The following is a 22,647-nucleotide window of genomic DNA, read 5'->3' on the forward strand; positions in this document are numbered from 1 at the left end:
TGTTCAACCGCCTCAAGCAGTTCCGTCGCGTTGCGACACGATACGACAAGACCCGAAAATCCTTCTCAGCATTCCTCGCCCTGGCTGCCGCAAAAATATGGCTACCACACTTTGTCAACAGAACCTAGGAAAAGACGAGGCCCGCAGTGCAGCCTCGCAATCTCGTGCTGCCTCAAGCGAAACACCTCACGGTTCACCAGGAAACAAGATGGTGTACCTGCCCAGATCGATACGCCGGGCAGACTTCCCGATATCGCATAAGGCAGCGTTGTTCCGGCCTTGCCCGTATCGCATCAGATCTGCCCACCCGGAAGGCGCAAAGTCCTGCTGAGGCGCACAAGACAAGGTCTTGACAAGGATTGCCTTGACCTTGCTTTGCTCGAGATAGAGACGGAGACCTTCTGCGTAGCTCCCATGCGATGACATGCTCATGCTCTTTCGCCACGGCGACACCATTCCCGGCTGGTCCATCAACAAGATACGGACGTGCAACGTTTCAACGAGGAAACGCGCTTCGGCAATGTCTACAAGCATGACCGCATCTTCGGATCCGATCGCCGATGCGATAAGATTGCTTACGGCACGCAGCGCAAGCGCATCCTCCGTCGCAAGGTTGTACTGGAGCAGACGCCGCTCTGCGACATTATTGCCGGCTATGCGCGCGGTCACCAACAGCACGACGAGGCAGCAGAAAAGGGCCAGCGGTGCCACATGTGCAACCCGGCTCCCTCGTAGAAATGGCCAGCTTTCGACCGCTTCTCCGATAACGATGAGACTTGCGACGATCATCGAAAAGGAAACGGGTGTGATATAGCGTCCGGACGCAAGACCGGAGGTCGCGATCACCACAGCTGCAGCAAAGATTACAAAGGCAATAGCAACAGCAAGAAAAGCCAGGAAAACCCGGTGGTTACCACGTACAGCCACCAGGCCTGCCATCGTGCAGACCAATGCGATGACGGTGGGGACATCGCGGAATGCCACCCTAACGACATTGGCCAGGTGCTGTGAGAGCGGCATGGAACCGGCAATGGAGATGCCTTCGGCGGTGATGTGCGTGCCACGTCCAAGGAGTGGGTATAGCCAAGTCCCTCCGATCTGGTGATAGAGAAAGAGAGATCCGCCAAACAGAGCCGCCACGGGAAGCGCCACAATCGACAGTCTTGCTGCATCGGCCGGATTGCGTGTCACGACCCATGCACACATACCCGCAGCAAGCAATCCGTTGAACGGGGCTGTCGTTGGACGAAACACGAGGGCGGCCAGAGGCAATATCAAAATCGCGACGAGATCAAGCCACGTTGGTCGAGCCCTCTGCGCCAGTCCTAGCGCTAGCAGGATCAGCAGCAGTGACAGCGAGCCGATGACAAACGTGCTCGCCGTGTTCGCAAGAGCGGCACTACCGAGCAAGGGCATCAGTGAAATGATTATCACCGTGAGCATTGCGACCGAGACCGGGAGAGCACGACGGGTCACAACCGCCAGAATGAAAAGCAGGATGCCGAAAGCCGGTTCGACAACAGACAGGTAACGAACGCCAAGCCAGTGGATTACCGGCGCCTGAAATGCGTAAATGCCTCCGACGGAAAACAGGCGTCGCTCGCTGAGCGGCTGCACGGTTGCCTGAATGTCCTGATAAAAACCCGTGGCAAAGAGCAGATAGGCACCATTGTCATCGCCACCGTTGATAGCGGCGGGAAAAGCGAAAATCCAGAAAATACACGCGAAAACAACGGCCAGACAAAGCCAGACGCTGCGTCTCGCTGCGTAAAACAGGCACAGGAAAACGGCTCCAAGGCCCAACAACATTCCACACGACGTCAACAGAGCCCCGCGTAAAAACCCAGGAATGGGCATGAGGGAAACGAAGGTAAAAGACGACAAGGCGATGAAATATGCCAGAACGAGAAGAGATGGCCCTACCGACGAGATATGTCCGTCAAGCCGGGCGGAATTGTAATCAATTCCGGTGGTCCTACCCAAAAGCATCGGAAACCTCTCTTTCAGAACCGAGTCTTAATCATAAAATAGGCTGGCAGCAAAATGGATTAGACGTCTGTTATCCTTCCTATGGCACATGAAGGAATTTAGGAAAACCGAAACATCCGAATGCAAAACTGTAACAGCGCCAAAATAGGAAGGCGGCACTCCGCGCAACGGAGGCAGGGTAGGAAAACCGAAAGATGCTGTGAAATTCTGCGATCGCGGGTTGACCGATCACGGACTCGCGAATATGTTCCGCGCACTTTCGACGGGCGCCGTAAGCTCCGTTTCTGAGAGCGTAGCTCAGCCGGTAGAGCAACTGACTTTTAATCAGTAGGTCCTGGGTTCGAATCCCAGCGTTCTCACCATTTTATTCGCCGTGGCGTTCTTTCAATTCCCGATAATCATCGGCATGGCCCTGTGGCATATATGGCGTATAGCGCGCCTTCCGAGGTGGACGGGCTTCATTGCAACCACCGCGCCTATACCTTACCGTTATTTCATTTGGATCAACACGTTGAACATGTCATTTCCCATGCGGTAACCGCAGCGCGAATCCGGCAGGCAGGTCGCGTTTCGCAAAGGTTGCCGCGATATGGCGGGGGATGGGACAGCTTGAACGACAAGACCGGCATGCAAACGACACAGGCGGGCAAGGCATCGCCGGATCTGGTGGAGATTCTTTCGGCCTCGCGGGGCAGGAAGCGCCGATCGCGCTGGCTTGTCTGGCCTCTCCTTCTTCTCCTGCTGGGTGGCGCCGGTGCCGGCGGCTATCTCTACCTGAACGATGACGGCCCGGCCTTTGCCTATACCACGCAGCCTCTGAAGCGCGGCGACCTGTCGGTGATCGTCACCGCCACGGGCTCGCTGCAGCCGACCGATCAGGTCGACATTTCCAGCGAGCTTTCCGGCACGGTGCGCAAGGTCAATGTCACCTATAACAGCCCGGTCCGTGCCGGCGACGTGCTGGCGGAACTCGATACCAACAAGCTGCAGGCGGATGCCCAGAGTGCCCGGGCCAAGCTCTCTTCCGCCAGGGCCAATGTGGTGAAGGCCGATGCGGAGCTGAACTCCGCCCGCACCCAGCTCGATCGGCTGCGCGCGCTCGTCAACAAGAGCATTTCCAGCCAGCAGGAGCTCGACACGGCGCAATATGCCCATGATTCGGCGCTTGCCACCAAGGAGATCAATGAAAGCGCCGTTCTCTCCGCCGAAGCGGACCTCAGGCTTGCGGAGGTGAACCTGGCCAAGGCCCGCATCCTGTCCCCGATCGACGGGGTGGTGCTGACGCGCGATGTCGATCCCGGCCAGACGGTCGCCTCCTCGCTGTCGGCGCCGGTTCTCTTCACCATTGCCGGCGATCTCAAGCGGATGGAGCTGCAGGTCTCGGTGGATGAAGCGGATGTCGGGCAGGTGCGCGAAGGGCAGCCGGCGGTGTTCACCGTCGATGCCTATCCGGAGCGCTCCTTTCCGGCGCGCATCGAAACCGTGCGCTTTGCATCGGAAACCGTCTCCAATGTTGTCACATACAAGGCTGTGCTGTCGGTCGACAATGCCGATCTCCTGTTGCGGCCGGGCATGACCGCGACGGCGGATATCACCGTTCAATCGGTCAAGGACGCGCTGCTGGTGCCGAATGCGGCGCTGCGCTTTTCCCCACCCATGGCCGGCCCGCCGCCTGGCGGAAATATCCTCAGCCGCCTGTTCCGCGCGCCAAGGCCGCCGGGCGCGCCCCGTTCGCGCAACGCTGCGCCGGACACCCAGGCCGGCATGCCGACGCGGCCCCTCTGGGTTCTGAGGGACGGACGCCCGCAGCGGGTGATGGTCGAGACCGGCCCGACGGACGGCCAGTTCACGCTGGTCCGCTCTGCCGCACTGGCCGAGGGCGATCTGCTGGTCACCGCCGCCAGCCCCCGATCCAACTGAGAGGGCGGCTTATGACCGTTCGCCCCCTCATCGAGTTTCGCGGGGTCTGCCGCCATTATGGCCGAGGCGAAGCAACCATCCGCGCTCTGGACCGGGTGGACCTGTCCATCGCCGCCGGCCAGTTCGTTTCGATCATGGGCCCCTCCGGCTCGGGAAAATCGACTGCGATGAACATTCTCGGCTGTCTCGATGTGCCGTCGGCCGGCGAGTATCTGTTCCAGGGCGTATCCACGGCCGGGTTCGACCGCCAGCAGCTGACCCTCCTTCGCAGGCACATGCTGGGCTTCGTCTTCCAGGGCTTCAACCTTCTGGCGCGCACCTCGGCGGTGGAAAATGTTGAACTGCCACTCGTCTATCGCGGCATGGAGGGACGGGAACGTCGCCGGCTGGCACTGGCAGCGCTCGAACAGGTCGGGCTGAAGGGACGCGAGAGCCATACCACGCAGGAACTGTCCGGCGGGCAGCAGCAGCGCGTGGCCATTGCGCGTGCCATTGTCACCAGTCCCGCCGTGCTGCTGGCCGACGAGCCGACCGGAAACCTGGATACCCGCACCAGCGGTGAGATCATGGACCTGATCAGCAGCCTCAACCGCGACAAGGGCATTACCGTGATCATGGTCACGCATGAGGAGGATATCGCGGCCTATGCCGAGCGCCAGCTGCGCTTCGTCGACGGGCGCCTTGCCTGGGACAGCGCGACCGCCGGCGCCGCAGCCCCGGAGGCCGGCCATGCTGTTTGAGACGACACGGCTTGCCTGGCGCGCCATCAGCCGCAACCTGCTGCGTTCCTTTCTCACCGTGCTCGGCATTGTCATCGGCGTGGCTGCGGTCATCGCCATGGTTACCGTCGGCAACGGCACGACGGCCCAGGTGCGCCAGGAGCTGTCGCGGCTTGGCACCAACACGCTGTTCGTGCGCCCCGGCCAGTGGGGGCCGGGCCGGGCCGGTAGCGAGGCGAAGCGTTTTGTGGATGCCGATGTCATTGCCATCAAGGAACAGATTGCCGGCCTGCGCGCGGTGGCGCCGATCAATCGCAGCACGGCCACCGTCATTTCCGGCGGACAGAACCGCTCGACCAGCATTCTCGGCACCACCAATGACTATCTGGTGGCGCAGGACTGGGACCTGACGCTCGGCCGCGAATTCCTGCCTTCGGAAGAGCGCGGCACCGCCGCCTGCATCATCGGCCAGACGGTGCGTCGTGAACTTTTCGGCGACGCCGATCCGGTGGGGCTTTCGATCCGCGTCGGGAATGTTGCCTGTTCGGTGATCGGCGTGCTGGCATCGAAGGGGCAATCGGGCATGGGCGATGATCAGGACGACGCGGTGCTGATGCCGCTCAAGCTGCACCAGCGGCGCCTTGGCGGCACCACCACCATCGCCGCGCTCATGCTTTCAGCCGAGGATGGCGTTTCCACCGCCAGGGTTCAGGCGGATGTCGAAAGCCTTTTGCGCGAAAGGCGGCGCATCGCCATCGGCAAGGAGGACGATTTCACCGTCAACGACATGACGCAGATCGCCTCGGCCATGACCGGCACGACGACGCTGCTCACCGGCCTGCTCGGCGCCGTGGCGGCCGTCAGCCTGCTGGTCGGCGGCATCGGCATCATGAACATCATGCTGGTCTCCGTGACGGAGCGCACCCGCGAGATCGGCATCCGCCTGGCGATTGGCGCGCTGGAGCGGCAGGTCCTCACGCAGTTTCTCGTGGAAGCGGTGATGCTCTCGGTGTTCGGCGGCGTTACCGGCATTCTCTCCGGTCTCGGCCTTGCCTATGGCGTTGTCGGGCTGCTGAAGGTGCCCTTCGTCGTCAGCCCGACGATCATTGCCATCGCCTTTGCCTTCTCCGCCCTGATCGGGGTCGTCTTTGGCTATTTCCCGGCGCGGCGCGCGGCACAGCTGAACCCGATAGAAGCCCTGCGTCACGAATAGCAAGGCTGAAACCACCGCACCTCCACCACGACCGGCTGGCGCGATGCGCCAGTGGCGCCACACTCCATCAAGCTGATATATCAGATTACTCGCCAGAGTTGCCTTTGGATCCCAGTCTGATATATCAGCTTCATGGACTCGAATGACGACCCACAGGATCCGGATTCCCTCGCCCGCCAGGCCTACAGGGTTCTCGAACAGAGGATCGTGACGCTTGCGCTGGCGCCGGGCGCGGTCGTCACCGAAAAGCAGTTGATCGACATGGCCGGTCACGGCCGCACGCCGGTGCGTGAGGCCATCCAGAAGCTGGAATGGCAGGGATTGCTGGTCGTCAAGCCGCGCAGTGGCCTGCAGATCAGCCCGATCAGGGCATCGGACCGACGGGAGATCATGGAGGTGCGACGCCGGCTGGAGCCGGCGGTCGCCGCGCTTGCAGCACGCCATGCCGACATCGACCAGCGCAAGGCCTTCATCGACTGCGCCCGGGACATGAGCGCTGCCGCCGCCCTGGCGGATGTTCAGGGTTTTCTTGCCGCTGACCGGCGGTTCGATGACATCATGGAACGTGTCTGTCCCAACCGCTTTCTCACAGCACCGCTTGCGACGCTGCAAACGCATGCGCGCCGGCTATGGTTTGCCACCGCAACGGCCGAATCGATGGATCGTGCCGTCGGCCTGCATGTGGCGATCATTCGTGCCGTTCAGAAGCAGGACGCGGCGGAGGCTGCTGCCGCAACGGAGCGCTTGCTCGACCACATGGCGGAACTGGGCTGAACGGCCTCAGACGGGGCTGGCTTCGCCTGCCCGCTCGCGCGCCAGCGCCGCGAGGTCCGCCGGCTTCAGTTCGACCGATTCGCCGCAGCCGCAGGCGGACGTCTGGTTCGGATTGATGAAGGTGAAGCCCGAGCGCATCTTCGACACCTCGAAATCCATCTGCGTGCCGAGGAGATAGAGCACGGCGGAGGGCTCGATCCAGACCTTGGCACCCGCATGTTCGATCAGGTCGTCCTTGGCATTCGGTTCGCTCACCAGATCGACCGTATATTCCATGCCGGCGCATCCGCCCTTCTTGATGCCGACGCGAATGCCCTTCGCATCGGGGCCGGATTTTTCAACGATCGCCTTCACGCGGTTCGCGGCGGCATCGGTCATGGTCATCACTGCAAAGCCCATGGGCTCATTCTCCTTCACGCCATCCGGGTTCAAGGCCCGGCGGTTTCTCTTGTCAATGTAGGCGCAAGGCGGCTCTCGATCAATAACCCCGCGTCAGCGCCCCCTGGAGGCAATGTGACGCTCAAACTCCACCTCGATGCGACGACACGTTTTCGATCAGTTCGAGACGAAAGGGATGCGCGCGCCATGATGCGGATTCCGCGTGCATGCGGAAAACACGAACGCATCGGCCGGTTCAATACCAGCCGACGGCCACCTGCGCCTCTTCCGACATGCGCTCCGGCGTCCACGGCGGATCGAAGGTCATCTCGACCTCGACGCCGGACACGCCTTCGACGGCACCGACAGCATTTTCCACCCAGCCCGGCATTTCGCCGGCGACCGGGCAGCCGGGGGCCGTCAGCGTCATGACGATCTTCACCATGCGGTCGTCCTCGATGTCGATCTTGTAGACGAGACCGAGTTCGAAAATATCCGCCGGGATTTCCGGATCATAGACGGTCTTCAACGCCGCGACGATGTCATCGGACAGGCGGGCGAGTTCGTCCGCCGGGATCGGCGAGTTGATGATGCCTTCGCGGGCATCCCACTTCGGAATGGTTTCTTCGGTCGACATGATTTCGTCCTCAGGCAAAGAAGTTTCGCGCATAGTCCAGCGCATCGGCCAGCGCGTCTACCTCGGAGCGGGTGTTGTACATCGCAAAGGATGCCCGGCAAGTGGAGGTCACACCGAACCGTTTCAAGAGCGGCATGGCACAATGGGTCCCGGCGCGCACGGCCACGCCCTTGCGGTCGATCACCATCGACACGTCATGGGCATGGATACCGGCGAGTTCGAAGGAGAAGATTGCCCCCTTGCCCGGCGCATTGCCGATGATGCGCAGCGAGTTGATCGCCGTCAGCCGTTCGGTCGCATAGGCCGTCAGATCCGCCTCGTGCGCGGCGATCGCGTCGCGTCCGATCTTCTCCATGTAGTCCAGTGCATAACCCAGGCCGATCGCCTGCACGATCGGTGGCGTGCCGGCCTCGAACCGGTGCGGCGGATCATTATAGGTGACGAACTCCTGGTCGACGTCGATGATCATCTCGCCGCCGCCCTGGAATGGCCGCATCTCGTAGAGCCGCTCCTTCTTGCCGTAAAGCACGCCGATGCCGGAGGGGCCGTAAAGCTTGTGGCCGGTCATCACGTACCAGTCGCAGCCGAGATCCTGCACGTCGACCGGCATGTGCACGGCGCCCTGGCTGCCGTCGACCAGCACCGGGATGCCGCGGTCATGGGCGATGCGGCAGACGTCCTTGATCGGCACGACCGTTCCGAGCGCATTCGACATATGCGTCATGGCGATCAGCCGTGTCTTTTCCGTCAGGCATTTTTCAAAATCTTCGAGATGGAAGGCGCCCTCGTCATCCACCGGCACCCAGACCAGCTTGACGCCTTGTCGTTCGCGCAAAAAGTGCCAGGGCACGATGTTGGAATGGTGCTCCATGATCGTCAGAACGATCTCGTCACCGTCCTTCAGATGCGGCATGGCCCAGCCATAAGCGACCGTGTTGATCGCCTCGGTCGAATTTTTGGTGAAGACGATATCGTCGATAGACGGCGCATTCAGAAAGCGACGCACCTTTTCGCGCGCGCCCTCATAGGCCTCCGTCGCGGCATTCGACAGGTAATGCAGACCCCGATGCACATTGGCATATTCATGCGAATAGGCATGCGAAATCGCGTCGATCACGCTCTGCGGCTTCTGCGCGGAGGCGCCATTGTCCAGGTAGACGAGCGGCTTGCCGTGCACCATCGTGGTGAGGATCGGAAAGTCGCGACGGATCGCTTCGACATCATAGGTCATGGATGGCCATCCCGTAAATTCGGCGGCACGCTCTGCCTGCCGGGAGAATGCCGGCGGCGACGACACGTCCCGCCGGCATCGTATCAGGCATGTCTTTCCAGCCAGCGGCTGACGATCGCTTCGAGTGCCTCGACGAGCGCCTCGTCCTCCAGCTCCTCGACGATCTCCGCCACGAAGGCGTTGACCAGCATGGCACGCGCCTTGTTGCGCGGAATGCCGCGGGCCATCAGGTAATAAAGATGGTTGTCGTCGATATCGGCGACCGTCGCACCGTGACCGCACTGCACGTCGTCGGCAAAGATCTCGAGCTCCGGCTTGGCGGAGAACTCGGCATCGTCCGACATCAGAAGCGTGTTGCAGGCCATACGCGCATCGGTCTTCTGGGCGTCGAGGGCAACCTTGATCATGCCCTGGAACACGCCGCGGGCGCGATCGAACACCACGTTGCGGAAGATTTCCGTCGAAGTGGTGTTCGGCACATTGTGGCCCAGCACCAGCGTCACGTCGGTATGCGTATCGCCGCCGAGCAGATTGACGCCTCGCAACTGCAGGTCGGAGCCCTCGCCCGCCACGTCGATGCGCAGTTCCTGACGCACCAGCTTGCCGCCGGCATTGATGACGAAGAGGCGCAGCTTGGCATCTGCACCGACCCGAATGCGCACCTGGCCGAGATGGGTATCGGAGGCACCCTGCTCCTGCAGCACGATCCAGGTCACCTCGGCGCCGTCCTCCAGCGAGATGTCGCTGACGGAGGAGACGAAAGCCTGGTCCCCGGTCGTTGCCGCATGCCGCTCGATTACGGTTGCCCTGGCACCCTTGCCGAAGCTGACCGGAAAGCGGGTGTGAATCTGGCCGCCACCGTGCAGCGCCTGGATCTCGATCGGCTGCTCGATCTCGACACCTTCCGGAAATTCCAGCACATAGCCGTCCCGCACGAAGCTGCCATTGATCTTGCCGATCGTGTCGTCGCGGTCGATAACGGAAAGGCCCGGCGCGGCGGTCCCTTCGCGCAACATCGTGTCGAAGCTGCCGAGAAGCACTCCGCCGACGGAGGCCTTGGCTTCGGAAAGCCCGTCCTGCGTCACGATCACCGTTGCACTGTCCACCAGCGGCGCGGGGGCCGCCGCCACGCCGGCGGGCCCGGCCGCGGGAAGCCCCCGCAGCAGCGTCTTCAGGTCCGTATAATGCCAGGCTTCCACCCGGCGGGTCGGAAGACCATTGGTCTTCAGATCTTCCAGCAACCGGTCGCGTGCACTGATGACGGCACCATTGCCCGGCAGGTCGCCGACCTGCTGGTTATAGGCCTCGATCAGCGCAGATTCCGCGGCAGTCAGCCGGCTTGTCGTCTGCATGTTCATGCCAATAATCCTTTCGCCACTGCCCTCAGGCCGCTTCGCCGATGATGTCGGCGTAGCCATTGGCTTCCAGTTCGAGCGCAAGAGTCTTGTCGCCCGTGCGGATGATCTGGCCCTTGTAGAGAACGTGAACCGTATCCGGCACGATATAGTCGAGCAGGCGCTGGTAGTGGGTGATGACGATCACGGCGCGATCCGGCGATTTCAGCGCATTCACCCCATCGGCGACGATCTTGAGCGCGTCGATGTCGAGGCCGGAATCGGTTTCATCGAGAACGCACAGCTTGGGCTCGAGCAGTGCCATCTGCAGGATCTCGGCGCGCTTCTTCTCGCCACCGGAGAAGCCGACGTTCAACGGCCGCTTCAGCATGTCCGGGTTGATCTTCAACTCGCCAGCAGCTTCCTTGACGCGGCGCATGAAGTCCGGCGTCGTCAGTTCCGCCTCGCCGCGCGCCTTGCGCTGCTCGTTCATGGCCACCTTCAGGAACTGCATGGTGGCAACGCCCGGAATTTCGACCGGATACTGGAAGGCGAGGAAAATGCCCTTGGCGGCACGCTCGGCCGGATCGAGTTCCAGGATGTTCTCGCCATTGTAAAGGATCTCGCCCTCGGTGACCTCGTAGTCCTCGCGGCCGGAGAGAATGTAGGAGAGCGTCGACTTGCCGGAGCCGTTCGGACCCATGATGGCCGCCACTTCGCCAGCCTTCACGGTCAGGTTCAGACCGCGGATGATCTCGGTGCCGTCTTCGGCGATGCGGGCGTGCAGGTTCTTGATTTCAAGCATCTTGATGTTCCTGTTCATAGGGCGGTTCAAAGCCGCCTGTCTTCGTCTGCGCCATCCCGGCGCCCTATTCGTCATCCTCGGGCTGGTCCCGAGGATCCATAAATTCGCGTTCTCTGCGCAAGCCTCAAGCCGTGGATCCTCGGGCCAAGCCCGAGGATGACAGCACCTGACGGTCAGCCAACCGATCCTTCCAGCGAAATGCCGATCAGTTTCTGCGCTTCGACGGCAAATTCCATCGGCAGTTCCTGAATGACTTCCTTGACGAAGCCGTTGACGATCAGTGCGATCGCCGCCTCTTCCGGAATACCGCGCTGCAGGCAATAGAACAGCTGGTCTTCGGAGATCTTCGAGGTGGTCGCCTCATGCTCGAACTGTGCGGAGGAATTCTTCGCCTCGATATAGGGCACCGTGTGCGCGCCGCAGCGGTCGCCGATGAGGAGCGAATCGCACTGCGTGAAGTTGCGGGCATTGGTGGCCTTGCGATGCGCAGACACCTGGCCGCGATAGGTGTTCTGCGACACACCGGCGGCAATGCCCTTGGAGATGATGCGGCTCGACGTGTTCTTGCCGAGATGGATCATCTTGGTGCCCGAGTCGATCTGCTGGTGACCGTTCGATACGGCGATCGAGTAGAACTCGCCGCGGCTGTCATCGCCGCGCAGGATGCAGCTCGGATATTTCCAGGTGATCGCCGAGCCGGTTTCCACCTGCGTCCAGGAAATCTTCGAACGGGCGCCGCGGCAATCGCCACGCTTGGTGACGAAGTTGTAGATGCCGCCCTTGCCCTGCTTGTCGCCGGGATACCAGTTCTGCACGGTCGAATACTTGATCTCGGCATCGTCCAAGGCGACGAGTTCGACGACGGCCGCATGCAGCTGGTTTTCGTCGCGCTGCGGTGCCGTGCAGCCTTCGAGATAGGACACATAGGCGCCTTCGTCTGCGATGATCAGCGTGCGCTCGAACTGGCCGGTGTTCTTCTCGTTGATGCGGAAATAGGTCGACAGTTCCATCGGGCAACGAACGCCCTTCGGCACATAGACGAAGGAACCGTCGGTGAAGACGGCAGAGTTCAGCGTGGCATAGTAGTTGTCGGTGGTCGGAACGACGGAACCGAGATACTTCCTGACCAGTTCGGGATGCTCGCGCACGGCTTCCGAGATCGACATGAAGATCACGCCGGCCTTGGCCAGTTCCTTCTTGAAGGTCGTGACGACCGAGACACTGTCGAACACGGCATCGACGGCAACGCGCGGCTTGTCGACGCCGGCCAGGATTTCCTGTTCCTTCAGCGGAATACCGAGCTTCTCATAGACCTTCAGCAGCTCCGGATCGACTTCCTCCAGCGACTTCGGGCCGGACGTCGTCTTCGGCGCCGCATAGTAGTAGATGTCGTTGAAGTCGATCTTCGGGTAATCGACGCGGGCCCAGGTCGGCTCTTCCATGGTCAGCCAGCGGCGATAGGCGTCGAGCCGCCATTCCAGCATCCACTCCGGCTCCTGCTTCTTGGCCGAAATGAAGCGGATGATCTCTTCGGACAGGCCCTTCGGGGCCTTTTCGACTTCGATTTCGGTCTCGAAGCCGTATTTGTACTGGTCCACATCGATGAGGCGGACCTGATCGATGGTTTCCTGCACGGCAGCCATGGTCATACTCCAATCTTGCCGGAATCAAGGGTCCGGCAGCTTGTCATTTCTTGGCGGAAGTCCGCCCTCATGTAGGCGCCAGAAGGCGATTTTCCCACCTTTTGGCAAGCAGATTTTTGCGTTTCCGCAAATTAGAACGCACTCATGCGGCGCGTCCGGCATTGGCCCGCCGTCCGGCAATCCTGGCAAAGGCCGCCAGCGCCCGGTCGATCTCCGCCTCGGTCGTGGACGGCCCCAGCGACAGGCGCAGTGCCCCCATCTGCGGATCGCAGCCCATGGCGGCCAGCACGTGGCTCTGTCCCACCTTGCCGGAGGAACAGGCAGACCCCGCCGACAGCGCCACCCCTTCCAGATCGAAGGCGATCTGGCCCGTCTCGGATTTCAGGCCCGGCAGGGTGAAGAAGGTGGTATTGGCGACACGCGGCTGGCCGGCACCGTGAATGACCACGTCGGCGGCTGCAGCGCGCATGCCCTCCTCCAGACGCTCCCGCAGGGCGGCAATCGCCGCATTGCGCGCTTCCAGATCCGCAAGCGCCGCTTCGCAGGCTGCGCCGAATCCGACGATGCCCGGAAAATTCTCCGTGCCGGAACGGTGGCCTTTCTCCTGCCCGCCGCCGCGGACGAGCGGCTGCGGCATCATGACCTCGCCACGCGAAACAAGCGCCCCGACACCCTTCGGGCCGGCAAGCTTGTGCGAGGAGAGAATGAGAAAATCCGCATCGAGCGCGGCGATATCGACCGGAATGCGGCCGACCGCCTGCACGGCATCCACCACCATCAGGCCGCCCTTCGCATGCACCAGCGATGCCGCTTCGTAGACCGGCTGGATGATGCCCGTCTCGTTGTTGACCAGCATGACGGCCACCATCGGCAGGCCGCCTGCGGCATCATGGGCATCGAGCGCGGCTGCGAGCGCGGCAAGATCAAGCACGCCGTCTTTGGTGACGGCCACTTCGCTCAACCGCCCGGCGCCAAAACGGCCACCTTCGCGCAGCGCCGGATGCTCGATGGCCGACACATAGAGATGGCCGAGCGAGAGCGGTGCGCGCCCCATGCGAAAGTCCGGCGTCAGCACGAAATTTGCCGCTTCCGTTGCGCCACTGGTAAAGGTCACGTGCTGCGGATCGGCACCGACAAGCGCCGCCACCTGGCGGCGGGCGCGATCAATGCTGGCGCGGGCCGCACGCCCCTCGCCATGCACGGAAGAGGCGTTGCCCGGCAGATCATAGGCTTCCAGCATGGCACGCCTTGCCGCTTCGCCAAGCGGCGCCGTCGCGTTCCAATCCAGATATGCGCGTGTCTTGGACATTGCAGCCTGCGGTTCCCGGTCCAGATCCGGCACGACGACGCATTTCCCTTGAAATTTTCGCCACGCATGCCGTAAGAGACGACCACCTGGGCGGCACAGCCGACCCAAATTTCGAATGGTTCTAAACTGTTTCTAGAAAAGATGACCGCGCTCGTCAAGTCAAAGCGGTTGTGAAACGGTTGGAAACATCAAAAAAGCTGACCGGAGTAACGATGCCCGAAGTGATTTTCAACGGCCCTGCCGGCCGCCTCGAAGGACGCTACCAGCCCTCGAAGGAGAAAAACGCCCCGATCGCGATCATCCTGCACCCGCACCCGCAGTTCGGCGGCACGATGAACAACCAGATCGTCTACCAGTTGTTCTACATGTTCCAGAAGCGGGGCTTCACGACGCTGCGCTTCAACTTCCGGGGCATCGGCCGCAGCCAGGGCGAATTCGACCATGGCGCGGGCGAACTTTCCGATGCCGCCGCCGCCCTCGACTGGGTGCAGGCCCTGCATCCCGATTCGAAAAGCTGCTGGGTGGCCGGCTATTCGTTCGGCGCCTGGATCGGCATGCAGCTTCTGATGCGCCGGCCGGAGATCGAAGGTTTTCTCTCCATCGCGCCGCAGCCGAACATCTACGACTTCTCGTTCCTGGCACCCTGCCCCTCCTCCGGCCTGATCATCAACGGCGATTCCGACAAGGTCGCACCGGAAAAGGACGTGAATGCGCTGGTGGAGAAGCTGAAGACGCAGAAGGGCATCCTGATCACCCACCGCACCGTCGAAGGCGCCAACCACTTCTTCAACGGACGGGTGGAAGCACTGATGGCCGATTGCGAGGATTACCTTGATCGCCGCCTCAACGGCGAACTGGTGCCGGAACCGGCTGCCAAGCGCATCCGCTGAGCCCCACCCCTTGCCGATCCTTCGAAAAACGGTCCTGCAGGGCCGTTTTTTTATTCGGGATCGCGGCCCCCTTCCTCAGGTGCAGCTGGAACTCGAATTCGGCACCACGGAAAAGGCCGGCGCGGCGCGGTACTGGCGCACGCAGTTGCGGCCGGCGGCCTTGGCATCGTAGAGCGCCTTGTCGGCATGGCGCATCACCATGCTGAGTTCATGGGCATGCTGGAAGGCTGCCAGACCGAAGCTTGCCGTGATGTGAAAACCGGTCGGCAGCCCCTGCACCGTCTGCATTGCCACCGAACCGCGCAGCGCCTGGGCAAACATCACCGCCGCATCGAGCGGTACGCCCGGCAGCAGGATGCAGAACTCCTCGCCGCCGATCCGGCCGACCACCGCATCATCGGGAACGCTCGCCCGCAGCAGGCCGCCGAAATGGCGGATGACCGAATCGCCGCTGAAATGCCCGTAGGTGTCGTTGACCTTCTTGAAGTGATCGAGATCGCAGAGGATCAGCGAATGCGGCCCGCTTGACCGCCGGCGCAGCGCCAGATCGCAATGGGTGTCGAAACCGCGCCGGTTGTAGACGCCGGAAAGCGAATCGACCTCCGAATTGGTCCGCTCGTCCGCCATGATCTCCAGCACGAAGACCGACAGCAGCATCAGCCCGATGATCACCACGAACACGCCCGTCGTGCTCTGCGATACGAGTGCGTAGTAGGAATGCACGTAATCCTTGGCGGTCTGCCCGGCACCCACCAGAACCGCCAGCACGCCCTTGGCCATGAACTGCAGGCCGGCGAGGATCAGGAGGACCAGCATCACCCGGTCGATCAGCATGCGCCGCGAGGAACGCACGATGGCGACGGCGCTGTGCACCATGATCAGCGCGAAGGGCACCTGATAGCTGACCGAATGCATGAAGGTGCCGCGCGGCAGGTCGTAGATCACCAGATCAAGAAAGACCGAGGCCAGGAAGAAGATGCCGAGAAACCAGGGATTGGCCGGCACGCCATAAAGTTTTCCAATGCCGATGCGGATCAGCACCATGCCGCCCAGCACCGTGGAAAAGGCCATCAGCGCAAAGAACATCGGCCAGTCGGTATAGGCGACCAGCAGCTCGGCAACGGTCGACAGCGAGGCTATGGCATAGGCGGAGGCAATCCAGCGTGCCGCGGACGCTGAACGGCTGCGGGTGGACACGATGAGGAACACCACGCAGAACGACAGGCCGATCAGCAGGTTCATCACCAGGAAAAAATTTGCTCCATTCATAGAGCGTCACGAAGCCCCAGGCCCCGCCCTCCGTTCTGCGCTTCGCAGCCATCACGGACAAGAAAAGAGTTAAACATTAATTTCATCTTAAACGACAATACGAAATACGAAATACGACATAAACTAGGGTTGCGGTGGCAGCAAGGACGCCGGGCCGCACTTTTGGAGTGATTCCGTCGGAAAACAGTGTTAGAGGCGCGCTACACATCAAAAGCAACCTCTTGCCAGAGATCGATCATGTCCAGGTTCAAGTCCGATTTCCTCCGCACGCTCGACGAACGCGGCTTCATCCACCAGGTTTCCGATGAAAAGGGGCTGGATGACCTGCTGACCAAGGAAACCGTGACGGCCTATATCGGCTATGACCCGACCGCCTCCAGCCTGCATGTCGGGCATCTGACGCAGATCATGATGCTTCACTGGTTCCAGGCCACCGGTCACCGGCCGATTTCGCTGATGGGCGGCGGCACCGGCATGGTGGGCGATCCCTCCTTCAAGGAAGAGGCCCGCAAGCTGATGACCGTCGAGATGATCGAGGAGAACATCGCCTCGATCAAACGGGTCTTCGCCAACTATCTCGATTACGACCGCGCCGGCAACACCGCGCTGATGATCAACAATGCCGAATGGCTGCGCCCGCTGAACTATCTCGAGTTCCTGCGCGATGTCGGCCGGCATTTCTCGGTCAACCGCATGCTGTCCTTCGACAGCGTCAAGACCCGACTCGACCGTGAGCAGTCGCTCTCCTTCCTGGAATTCAACTACATGATCCTCCAGGCCTACGACTTCGTCGAACTGTCGCGCCGCTATGGCTGCCGGCTGCAGATGGGCGGTTCCGACCAGTGGGGCAACATCGTCAACGGCATCGATCTCGGCCACCGAATGGGCACCGAGCAGCTCTATGCGCTGACCTCGCCGCTACTGACCACCGCGTCGGGCGCCAAGATGGGCAAGTCGGCCTCGGGCGCCGTCTGGCTGAACGCCGAACTGATGCCGGTCTATGATTTCTGGCAGTACTGGCGCAACACCGAGGATGCCGATGTCGAGCGCTTCCTGAAGCTGTTCACCACGCTGCCGATGGACGAGATCGCGCGTCTGGCAGCGCTGGGCGGCTCCGAGATCAACGAGGCGAAGAAGATCCTCGCAACGGAAGTGACGGCGATCCTGCACGGCCGCATGGCTGCGGAGGAGGCCGCCGAGACCGCCCGCAAGACCTTCGAGGAAGGCGCGCTGTCGGAAAACCTGCCCTCCGTCGAGGTTCCGGCGTCGGAACTGTCTGCCGGCATCGGCCTTCTGGCGCTGATGGTGCGGGCAGGCCTTGCCGCCTCCAACGGCGAAGCCCGTCGCCATGTGCAGGGTGGCGCAGTGCGCATCAATGACGAGGCGGTCTCCGACGAGCGCCTGGCGATCGGCAGCGCCAACATCACGGCGGATGGCATTGTCAAGCTGTCGCTCGGCAAGAAGAAGCACATTCTGGTGCGCCCGGTCTGACCGGCATTGCCCCCGGACAACGGATGATGAAACCCGGCCACCGCGCCGGGTTTTTCATTGGAATTCGAAGATCTGCCGGAAGACGCCGGGCGCGATGATCGACAGCGGGTTGACCACCAGTTTCGGCTGGGCGAACGGGCCCGTCAGCTTGAAGGTGATGCCGAGAAGGCCGCGGTCACGGCCATTGCCGAGAATGGCGCCGACGATCGGCAGTTCGGCGAACAGACGGTTGAGGCCATAGGCCGGCATGAAGGTGCCGGTCATGTCCATGCGTCCGCGCGCATCGCGCAGCATGCCCTGGAAGGTGGCGCCGATCTGCTCGCCGCGCACCACGCCGTTTTCCACGGCAAGCGCACCATCCCGATAGATCACCCGGGCAAAGCCGCGCTGGAATTTCTGCGAACTGACATCGATATCGCGCCGGACGGCGGAATTCAGGCTGCGGCCGTCCTCCCCCACCGGCGTCGAGACCATCGACTGAAGGCGGCTTTCGTTGACGAGCGAGAAGCTGCGGATGTCGACGGAGCCGCTCCAGTTGCCATCCGGGCCGTTGTCGACGCGGATGTTCAGAAGTCCGCCCCGCATGTGGTCATAGAGATTGGTGAAACGCGCAATGGCGCCCGCATCGCCGCTGGTCAGCGTGATCGTTTCGCCGCGGTCCCCCTTGGTCGTCTTGCCGACCACGGCCTGGCCGCTGCCGGTCACCGCGGCCAGATCCAGTTCCCGCAGATGGCTGTTGTTGACGAACAGCGACAGATTGGCGTTGCCAAGTTTTTCGTCATTGAAGCCGACCAGCCGGTCGACCTTGCCGCGCACCCGCGCCCCGCCTTCGCTGCTGCTGGTATCCTCGTCGCTTGCATTGCCGTCGGTCCGCAGCTTTGCCAGCACCGGCCGCAGATCGGCGGAAGTACCCGAGATCGACACGTCGTAGATGTGCCCCTTGCCACGCTTCAGCGACAGCACGAAGTCGTCGTCCGGCGACAGCTGCATCTGGCTGAAGTCCGCCGTGGCCAGCCCGGCCTCGTCCATGCGCAGGTCACCGCGAATGCCGAAGCCATCGCCGGCAAGCTGCAGCTTGTGGACATCCGCACCCTTGTCTTTCTCGATCAGTTCGAAACTGGCCGTTGCGGCAATGCCGGCCCCCTTGGTCCAGCCGATCACCGGCAGGGAAAGGTTTGCCCTGGTCAGGTCCAGCTTGATTCCCTGCCGCTCGCCGTCGAGCCGCGTCACTTCGGCAACGACTGGACCATCCACCACGTCCGAAAGGCCCGGCGCGAGCTTTTCACGCTGCTCGTTGGAGAGCGTCGCCTTGACGACCAGTTGCCGGCTTGCCGCATCTGCCTTGTTGAAGGGCTCCACCAGGGTAATATTGGCGGGCACGGTGTCGATCGTTCCATCCGCCTGCAGCCGCGCCGCAACGCCGTCCACATCGAGGCGTCCCTTCAGGTCGGCCACGGTGCGGCCTGCCAGCGGCTTTGCAATGCTGACGCCGTTCAGGTTGATGCTCGCCGAGAATTCCGGCGGCGGCGGCTCGTGCGCCTTGATCAGGCCGAAGCGGGCCTGCACCTGCGCCTCGGCCTCGCCGCGAAAATCGCCGGGCGAGAACTCCGTTTCCTTCAGGGCGTTGATCGGCTTGAAGGAAGCGAGTTCGGCCAGCGCATCGGCAGACCCCGTCACCTTGAGGGAGAGATCGGCCATCAGCGGCTTGGCATAGGTGGAGGCGATGGCAAAGGTGCCGCCGGCCGCACTGACGCTGCGTCCCGAGGGAAAATAGGAAATGCCCTCCTTCACCGCGACATTCAGCTGCTCACCCTTCAGATCGAAGTGACCGGCAAGATTGCGCACCGGCGGCATGTCGCCGGTGAGGCTCAGCCGCGTGTCGGCAATGTCGAAGGCAATGCGCAGTTCATTGGCATCGAGATCCATCGGCACGCCCGGCCCTCGCATGCGCCCTGCCGGAATGAAGACGGCGATGGTGCCGTTCGTCACCTGACCGCCGAACAGGTTGGACACTGCCCAGTCGCGCGCCTTGCGCGCCATCCAGAACGGCCAGAGCTGTTTGACCGCGGCCACGTCCATGCGCGGAAGCTGCGCGCCGAAGCTGATTTCCGGCGAGACCTTGCCCGGAAAATGGATCTTCAGCGAACCGGCCATCTGGCCGGAGGGACTGGAGACCTGCATGGAATCGAATTCGAGCTCGCGTGCCGCCGTCAGATAGCGGCCGCTGGCCTGCAGGTCGAACAGCGTGGGCTGTTCGCCGCCATTGGCCGCCTGTGCGTGCCCGCCGCTGACAAGAAGATCAAGTCCGTAGCCCGGCCGCCGGTCGGCAGGATTGAGCCGGTCGAGATCTATCACCGCCCCGGTGAACGGCACCACCGTCGGCCCGAAGCGGAACTGCGACGGCAGGATCTCGATGGAATTCCTGGTGAAATCATAGGCAACCCGGACTTCAGCCCCCGAAAGCTCCTGGCCCACGCCGTCGAAATAGAAGGTACCCGGCGCGTTGTGGATCGTCGCCGTGAGCGAGGGATCGCCTTCGGTCGTGTCGCGCGTCGCCGAAAGGTCGATGTCGATCGCCCCCTGCAGCCCCTCGCGCGGCTCGCCGTTCTCCTCGCGCTGCAACAGGAAGGGAGTAAGGTCCAGGCCGGAAAAATGTGCGTTCAGCGCCCGCGTCACCCCATGCACGGCGGTCGACTGCACGTTCAGGTTCGCGCGGCGACCGTCGAGTTCCATCGCCCCGGTCAGCGCCACCTGCCCCTGCTCCGTGCGCGTCAGGCGCAGGTCGTCAATGATAAGCCGCGACACATGGCCGGTCGGATCGGGAGGGAACTGGATGTCGATGCCGGACAGGCGCACCTCGCCGGTGCCGGTCCGCTCCACCAGGCCGCGCGCCTCGTCCAGTCGCTGGAAGGCCTGCTCCAGTGCTCCGGGCAGGCTGTCCACCCGCGTCTTCGACAGATCCATGGGGTCACTGGCCGGCAGAAGCGCCGTATCGAGCGAAATATCATGAACGGAGATCCGGCGAATGGAGACGCGGCCGCTGGCCAGCGCCAGCGGATCGATTGCCAGGCGCACGGCCCCGGTGCGCGTCAGGTGCGCGCCGGTGGCAACCTCGATCACGTTGACGTCCCGCGCCTCGAGCGCCAGACGGAAATCGCTGGAAAAACGCAGTACCGTGGAGCCGACGGTTGCCCTGTAGCGGGGGCCGATGGCGTCGTTGAGGGCGGATTGAGCCCGCGTGTTCAGCGTGCTGTCGATGGTGCCGCTCTCGATCGCGAAGAAGGCGCTGCCCGCCGCCAGGCCGCAGAACAGCAGGAAGACGAGGCAGATCCGCAGAATGGTCGCCGCGCGCGAGGACGGCGCCGGGCAATGCACGATCAGCGGATCATGCGCCTTGGCCGACGGCAGCTCGTGCAGCGCCACCAGATCCTTCTGGCGGAACGTCACCTTTTCCCCTCTGATTTCCGCCATGGCCTCCAAATCTCGGCAGGACACCCGATTCGGGTGATCTGGACCAATTCCGCGCCAGTATATACGCAATGCGGCGACATTTTCCCAACATGCAGGCGAAAGAAAGGAAAACCATGTCCGAGCTCGAAAGCGGCATGCCCGCCCCCGATTTTACCCTCCCGCGCGATGGCGGCGGCACGATCACCCTCTCCGATCTCAAGGGCAAGCCCGTGGTCGTCTATTTCTATCCCAAGGATGACACCAGCGGCTGCACCACAGAGGCACTGCAGTTCACGGCCCTTGCCGGCGAATTCGAAACGGCCGGCACGACCGTCATCGGCATCTCGCCCGATTCGGCCGCCAAGCACGACAAGTTCATCAAGAAGCACAACCTGTCCGTCGTCCTTGCCGCCGACGAGGAGCAGTTGGCTGCCAACGCCTATGGCGTGTGGAAGGAAAAGAGCATGTACGGCAAGAAGTATATGGGCATCGAGCGTTCCACCTTCCTGATTGCCGCCGACGGCACGATCGCCCGCGTCTGGCCGAAGGTGAAGGTCGACGGCCATGCAGAGGAAGTGCTTGCAGCGGCCAAGGCCCTGTGACAAAGGACGGGGCCATGACCGAGGCCCCCTTCACCGCCCTTCCTTCCATTGCATCGCTGCGTGGCGGTGCGATCCTTGCAATCTCCTCGCCGGATCTTTCCCTCAAAACGGCCCTGGCACAGGAAGCGGCGACCCGCTGGTTCCAGCGCCGCCTGTCGCTGCGCTCTCCGCTTGATCCGCCCCTGCCGGAGCGTCCCGGCCGACCGGACAAGCCCGAACTGGTTCCGCCCAAGCTGGTGGAGAAACGCTCCCTGCACACGGTCAAGGGACGCATCGCGATCCTGCATGCCATCGCCCATATCGAGCTCAATGCCGTGGATCTTGCTCTCGACATCGTGGCGCGCTACGCCACCGAGCCGGTGCCGAATTCCTTCTTCGATGGCTGGATGCAGGTCGCCTTCGAAGAGGCCAAGCATTTTCGCATGGTACGCCAGCGCCTCAACGATCTCGGCGCCGATTACGGCGACATGCCGGCGCATGACGGCCTGTGGCAGGCGGCGCATGCCACCCGCAACGACCTGACGGCCCGCCTCGCCGTCGTGCCGCTGATTCTGGAGGCCCGCGGCCTCGACGTCACCCCCTCGCTGCAGGCGAAGATGCGCGAGACGGGCGATGAGGAGACCGCCGCCGTGCTCGACGTGATCTACAATGACGAAAAGGGCCATGTGGCGATCGGCGCCAAGTGGTTCCGCTTCCTGTGCGCCCGCGAGCGCAAGGATCCGGCCGCCGCCTTCAAGGAACTGGTGCGGGCCAATTTCCGCGGCGCCCTGAAGCCGCCCTTCAACGATCTGGCCCGCGCCGAGGCGGGGCTGACGCCCTCCTTCTATCGCTCGCTGACCGCGACCAGCAATGCCTGACGCGGCACGCGATGCAGTGCCGGCCGACCGGGATCGCTGCGTTAGCGCCGGTACATCAGCAGCGCCTGAATTAACCCGACATTAACCTTAACGGTTTCTACTCCGGCAACGGATGAGGCAGCAGCGGGCCTTTGCG

The 22,647-nt window shown here is 62.5% G+C and carries 18 protein-coding genes, 1 tRNA gene and 1 pseudogene; 10 read left to right on the forward strand and 10 right to left on the reverse strand.

All coding sequences use genetic code 11. The annotated features are described in order from the left end of the window. Window positions 1-128: pseudogene (locus KLP42_RS20760) on the forward strand (IS5 family transposase); the annotation flags it as partial. A gap of 58 nt (window positions 129-186) precedes the next feature. Here KLP42_RS20760 and KLP42_RS20765 read toward each other — a convergent pair. Further along, window positions 187-1,989: a hypothetical protein gene (locus tag KLP42_RS20765; RefSeq protein ID WP_215568943.1), complete on the reverse strand. Its 1,803-nt coding sequence runs from the start codon at window positions 1,987-1,989 to the stop codon at window positions 187-189. Between the two features lie 286 nt (window positions 1,990-2,275). Between KLP42_RS20765 and KLP42_RS20770 the strand changes: the two genes are divergently transcribed. The 5 genes from KLP42_RS20770 (at window position 2,276) to KLP42_RS20790 (ending at window position 6,615) form a co-directional block, all read left to right on the forward strand. Then, window positions 2,276-2,351 (forward strand) — tRNA-Lys (locus KLP42_RS20770). A gap of 265 nt (window positions 2,352-2,616) precedes the next feature. Then, entirely contained in the window at window positions 2,617-3,909 is a 1,293-nt protein-coding gene (locus KLP42_RS20775; RefSeq protein ID WP_252193146.1) for an efflux RND transporter periplasmic adaptor subunit, read from the forward strand. An 11-nt stretch (window positions 3,910-3,920) separates the two neighbouring features. Further along, on the forward strand, window positions 3,921-4,649 hold the full coding sequence (locus KLP42_RS20780) for an ABC transporter ATP-binding protein (protein WP_215568947.1): 729 nt from the start codon (window positions 3,921-3,923) through the stop codon (window positions 4,647-4,649). Next, a complete protein-coding gene (locus KLP42_RS20785) occupies window positions 4,639-5,841 on the forward strand; it encodes an ABC transporter permease (RefSeq protein ID WP_215568949.1) in 1,203 nt (400 codons plus the stop codon). The genes KLP42_RS20780 and KLP42_RS20785 overlap by 11 nt, the downstream gene beginning before the upstream one ends. A 132-nt stretch (window positions 5,842-5,973) precedes the next feature. Then, window positions 5,974-6,615, forward strand: coding sequence for a GntR family transcriptional regulator (locus tag KLP42_RS20790; RefSeq protein ID WP_215568951.1), 642 nt, complete (start codon window positions 5,974-5,976; stop codon window positions 6,613-6,615). Window positions 6,616-6,621: 6 nt separating this feature from the next. Here KLP42_RS20790 and sufA read toward each other — a convergent pair whose 3' ends face one another. From sufA to KLP42_RS20825, 7 genes are all read right to left on the reverse strand, one after another. Further along, a complete protein-coding gene (gene sufA, locus KLP42_RS20795; protein WP_215568953.1) occupies window positions 6,622-7,014 on the reverse strand; it encodes a Fe-S cluster assembly scaffold SufA in 393 nt (130 codons plus the stop codon). Between the two features lie 235 nt (window positions 7,015-7,249). Then, window positions 7,250-7,630: an SUF system Fe-S cluster assembly protein gene (locus KLP42_RS20800; RefSeq protein ID WP_215568955.1), complete on the reverse strand. Its 381-nt coding sequence runs from the start codon at window positions 7,628-7,630 to the stop codon at window positions 7,250-7,252. A gap of 10 nt (window positions 7,631-7,640) precedes the next feature. Further along, the gene (locus KLP42_RS20805; RefSeq protein ID WP_215568957.1) at window positions 7,641-8,861 is read right to left on the reverse strand and encodes a cysteine desulfurase; all 1,221 of its coding nucleotides are present in this window, start codon (window positions 8,859-8,861) and stop codon (window positions 7,641-7,643) included. 83 nt (window positions 8,862-8,944) lie between these two features. Then, window positions 8,945-10,219 (reverse strand): Fe-S cluster assembly protein SufD, encoded by a 1,275-nt coding sequence (sufD, locus tag KLP42_RS20810; protein WP_215568959.1) that lies wholly within the window; start codon window positions 10,217-10,219, stop codon window positions 8,945-8,947. Between the two features lie 25 nt (window positions 10,220-10,244). Further along, window positions 10,245-11,000, reverse strand: coding sequence for a Fe-S cluster assembly ATPase SufC (sufC, locus tag KLP42_RS20815; RefSeq protein WP_215568961.1), 756 nt, complete (start codon window positions 10,998-11,000; stop codon window positions 10,245-10,247). Window positions 11,001-11,173: 173 nt separating this feature from the next. Further along, window positions 11,174-12,643 carry a Fe-S cluster assembly protein SufB gene (gene sufB, locus KLP42_RS20820; RefSeq protein ID WP_215568963.1) on the reverse strand — a complete coding sequence of 490 codons (1,470 nt, stop codon included), beginning with the start codon at window positions 12,641-12,643 and terminating at the stop codon, window positions 11,174-11,176. Window positions 12,644-12,785: 142 nt separating this feature from the next. After that, window positions 12,786-13,952, reverse strand: a complete 1,167-nt coding sequence (locus KLP42_RS20825) for a cysteine desulfurase family protein (protein ID WP_215568965.1) — start codon at window positions 13,950-13,952, stop codon at window positions 12,786-12,788. 212 nt (window positions 13,953-14,164) lie between these two features. On the opposite strand from KLP42_RS20825, the gene KLP42_RS20830 reads away from it, so the two are divergent. Then, the gene (locus tag KLP42_RS20830) at window positions 14,165-14,842 is read left to right on the forward strand and encodes an alpha/beta hydrolase (protein ID WP_142880853.1); all 678 of its coding nucleotides are present in this window, start codon (window positions 14,165-14,167) and stop codon (window positions 14,840-14,842) included. Between the two features lie 75 nt (window positions 14,843-14,917). Here KLP42_RS20830 and KLP42_RS20835 read toward each other — a convergent pair whose 3' ends face one another. Beyond that, window positions 14,918-16,111 (reverse strand): GGDEF domain-containing protein, encoded by a 1,194-nt coding sequence (locus KLP42_RS20835; RefSeq protein ID WP_215568967.1) that lies wholly within the window; start codon window positions 16,109-16,111, stop codon window positions 14,918-14,920. 237 nt (window positions 16,112-16,348) lie between these two features. On the opposite strand from KLP42_RS20835, the gene tyrS reads away from it, so the two are divergent. After that, entirely contained in the window at window positions 16,349-17,602 is a 1,254-nt protein-coding gene (tyrS, locus tag KLP42_RS20840; RefSeq protein WP_215568969.1) for a tyrosine--tRNA ligase, read from the forward strand. 54 nt (window positions 17,603-17,656) lie between these two features. On the opposite strand, the gene KLP42_RS20845 is transcribed toward tyrS, so the two are convergent. Next, window positions 17,657-21,073, reverse strand: a complete 3,417-nt coding sequence (locus KLP42_RS20845) for a YhdP family protein (RefSeq protein ID WP_215568971.1) — start codon at window positions 21,071-21,073, stop codon at window positions 17,657-17,659. 113 nt (window positions 21,074-21,186) lie between these two features. Between KLP42_RS20845 and bcp the strand changes: the two genes are divergently transcribed. Then, complete coding sequence (bcp, locus tag KLP42_RS20850; protein WP_215568973.1) at window positions 21,187-21,654, forward strand: thioredoxin-dependent thiol peroxidase; 468 nt, start codon at window positions 21,187-21,189, stop codon at window positions 21,652-21,654. Between the two features lie 14 nt (window positions 21,655-21,668). Next, window positions 21,669-22,511: a ferritin-like domain-containing protein gene (locus KLP42_RS20855; RefSeq protein WP_215568975.1), complete on the forward strand. Its 843-nt coding sequence runs from the start codon at window positions 21,669-21,671 to the stop codon at window positions 22,509-22,511. Window positions 22,512-22,647: the final 136 nt, after the last annotated feature.

Origin of the sequence: Rhizobium sp. CSW-27, assembly GCF_018760785.1 — a bacterium.
In the GTDB taxonomy this organism is placed as follows: Bacteria; Pseudomonadota; Alphaproteobacteria; order Rhizobiales; family Rhizobiaceae; genus Neorhizobium.

Coding starts and splice junctions, on each gene's coding strand:
- KLP42_RS20825 (WP_215568965.1), bottom strand. CDS start 13,952: ATGTCCAAGACACGCGCATATCTGGATTGGAACGCGACGGCGCCGCTT.
- KLP42_RS20800 (WP_215568955.1), bottom strand. CDS start 7,630: ATGTCGACCGAAGAAACCATTCCGAAGTGGGATGCCCGCGAAGGCATC.
- KLP42_RS20775 (WP_252193146.1), top strand. CDS start 2,617: ATGCAAACGACACAGGCGGGCAAGGCATCGCCGGATCTGGTGGAGATT.
- KLP42_RS20805 (WP_215568957.1), bottom strand. CDS start 8,861: ATGACCTATGATGTCGAAGCGATCCGTCGCGACTTTCCGATCCTCACC.
- bcp (WP_215568973.1), top strand. CDS start 21,187: ATGTCCGAGCTCGAAAGCGGCATGCCCGCCCCCGATTTTACCCTCCCG.
- sufA (WP_215568953.1), bottom strand. CDS start 7,014: ATGGGCTTTGCAGTGATGACCATGACCGATGCCGCCGCGAACCGCGTG.
- sufB (WP_215568963.1), bottom strand. CDS start 12,643: ATGGCTGCCGTGCAGGAAACCATCGATCAGGTCCGCCTCATCGATGTG.
- KLP42_RS20855 (WP_215568975.1), top strand. CDS start 21,669: ATGACCGAGGCCCCCTTCACCGCCCTTCCTTCCATTGCATCGCTGCGT.
- KLP42_RS20785 (WP_215568949.1), top strand. CDS start 4,639: ATGCTGTTTGAGACGACACGGCTTGCCTGGCGCGCCATCAGCCGCAAC.
- KLP42_RS20765 (WP_215568943.1), bottom strand. CDS start 1,989: ATGCTTTTGGGTAGGACCACCGGAATTGATTACAATTCCGCCCGGCTT.
- sufD (WP_215568959.1), bottom strand. CDS start 10,219: ATGAACATGCAGACGACAAGCCGGCTGACTGCCGCGGAATCTGCGCTG.
- KLP42_RS20835 (WP_215568967.1), bottom strand. CDS start 16,111: ATGAATGGAGCAAATTTTTTCCTGGTGATGAACCTGCTGATCGGCCTG.
- KLP42_RS20780 (WP_215568947.1), top strand. CDS start 3,921: ATGACCGTTCGCCCCCTCATCGAGTTTCGCGGGGTCTGCCGCCATTAT.
- sufC (WP_215568961.1), bottom strand. CDS start 11,000: ATGCTTGAAATCAAGAACCTGCACGCCCGCATCGCCGAAGACGGCACC.
- KLP42_RS20830 (WP_142880853.1), top strand. CDS start 14,165: ATGCCCGAAGTGATTTTCAACGGCCCTGCCGGCCGCCTCGAAGGACGC.
- KLP42_RS20845 (WP_215568971.1), bottom strand. CDS start 21,073: ATGGCGGAAATCAGAGGGGAAAAGGTGACGTTCCGCCAGAAGGATCTG.
- tyrS (WP_215568969.1), top strand. CDS start 16,349: ATGTCCAGGTTCAAGTCCGATTTCCTCCGCACGCTCGACGAACGCGGC.
- KLP42_RS20790 (WP_215568951.1), top strand. CDS start 5,974: ATGGACTCGAATGACGACCCACAGGATCCGGATTCCCTCGCCCGCCAG.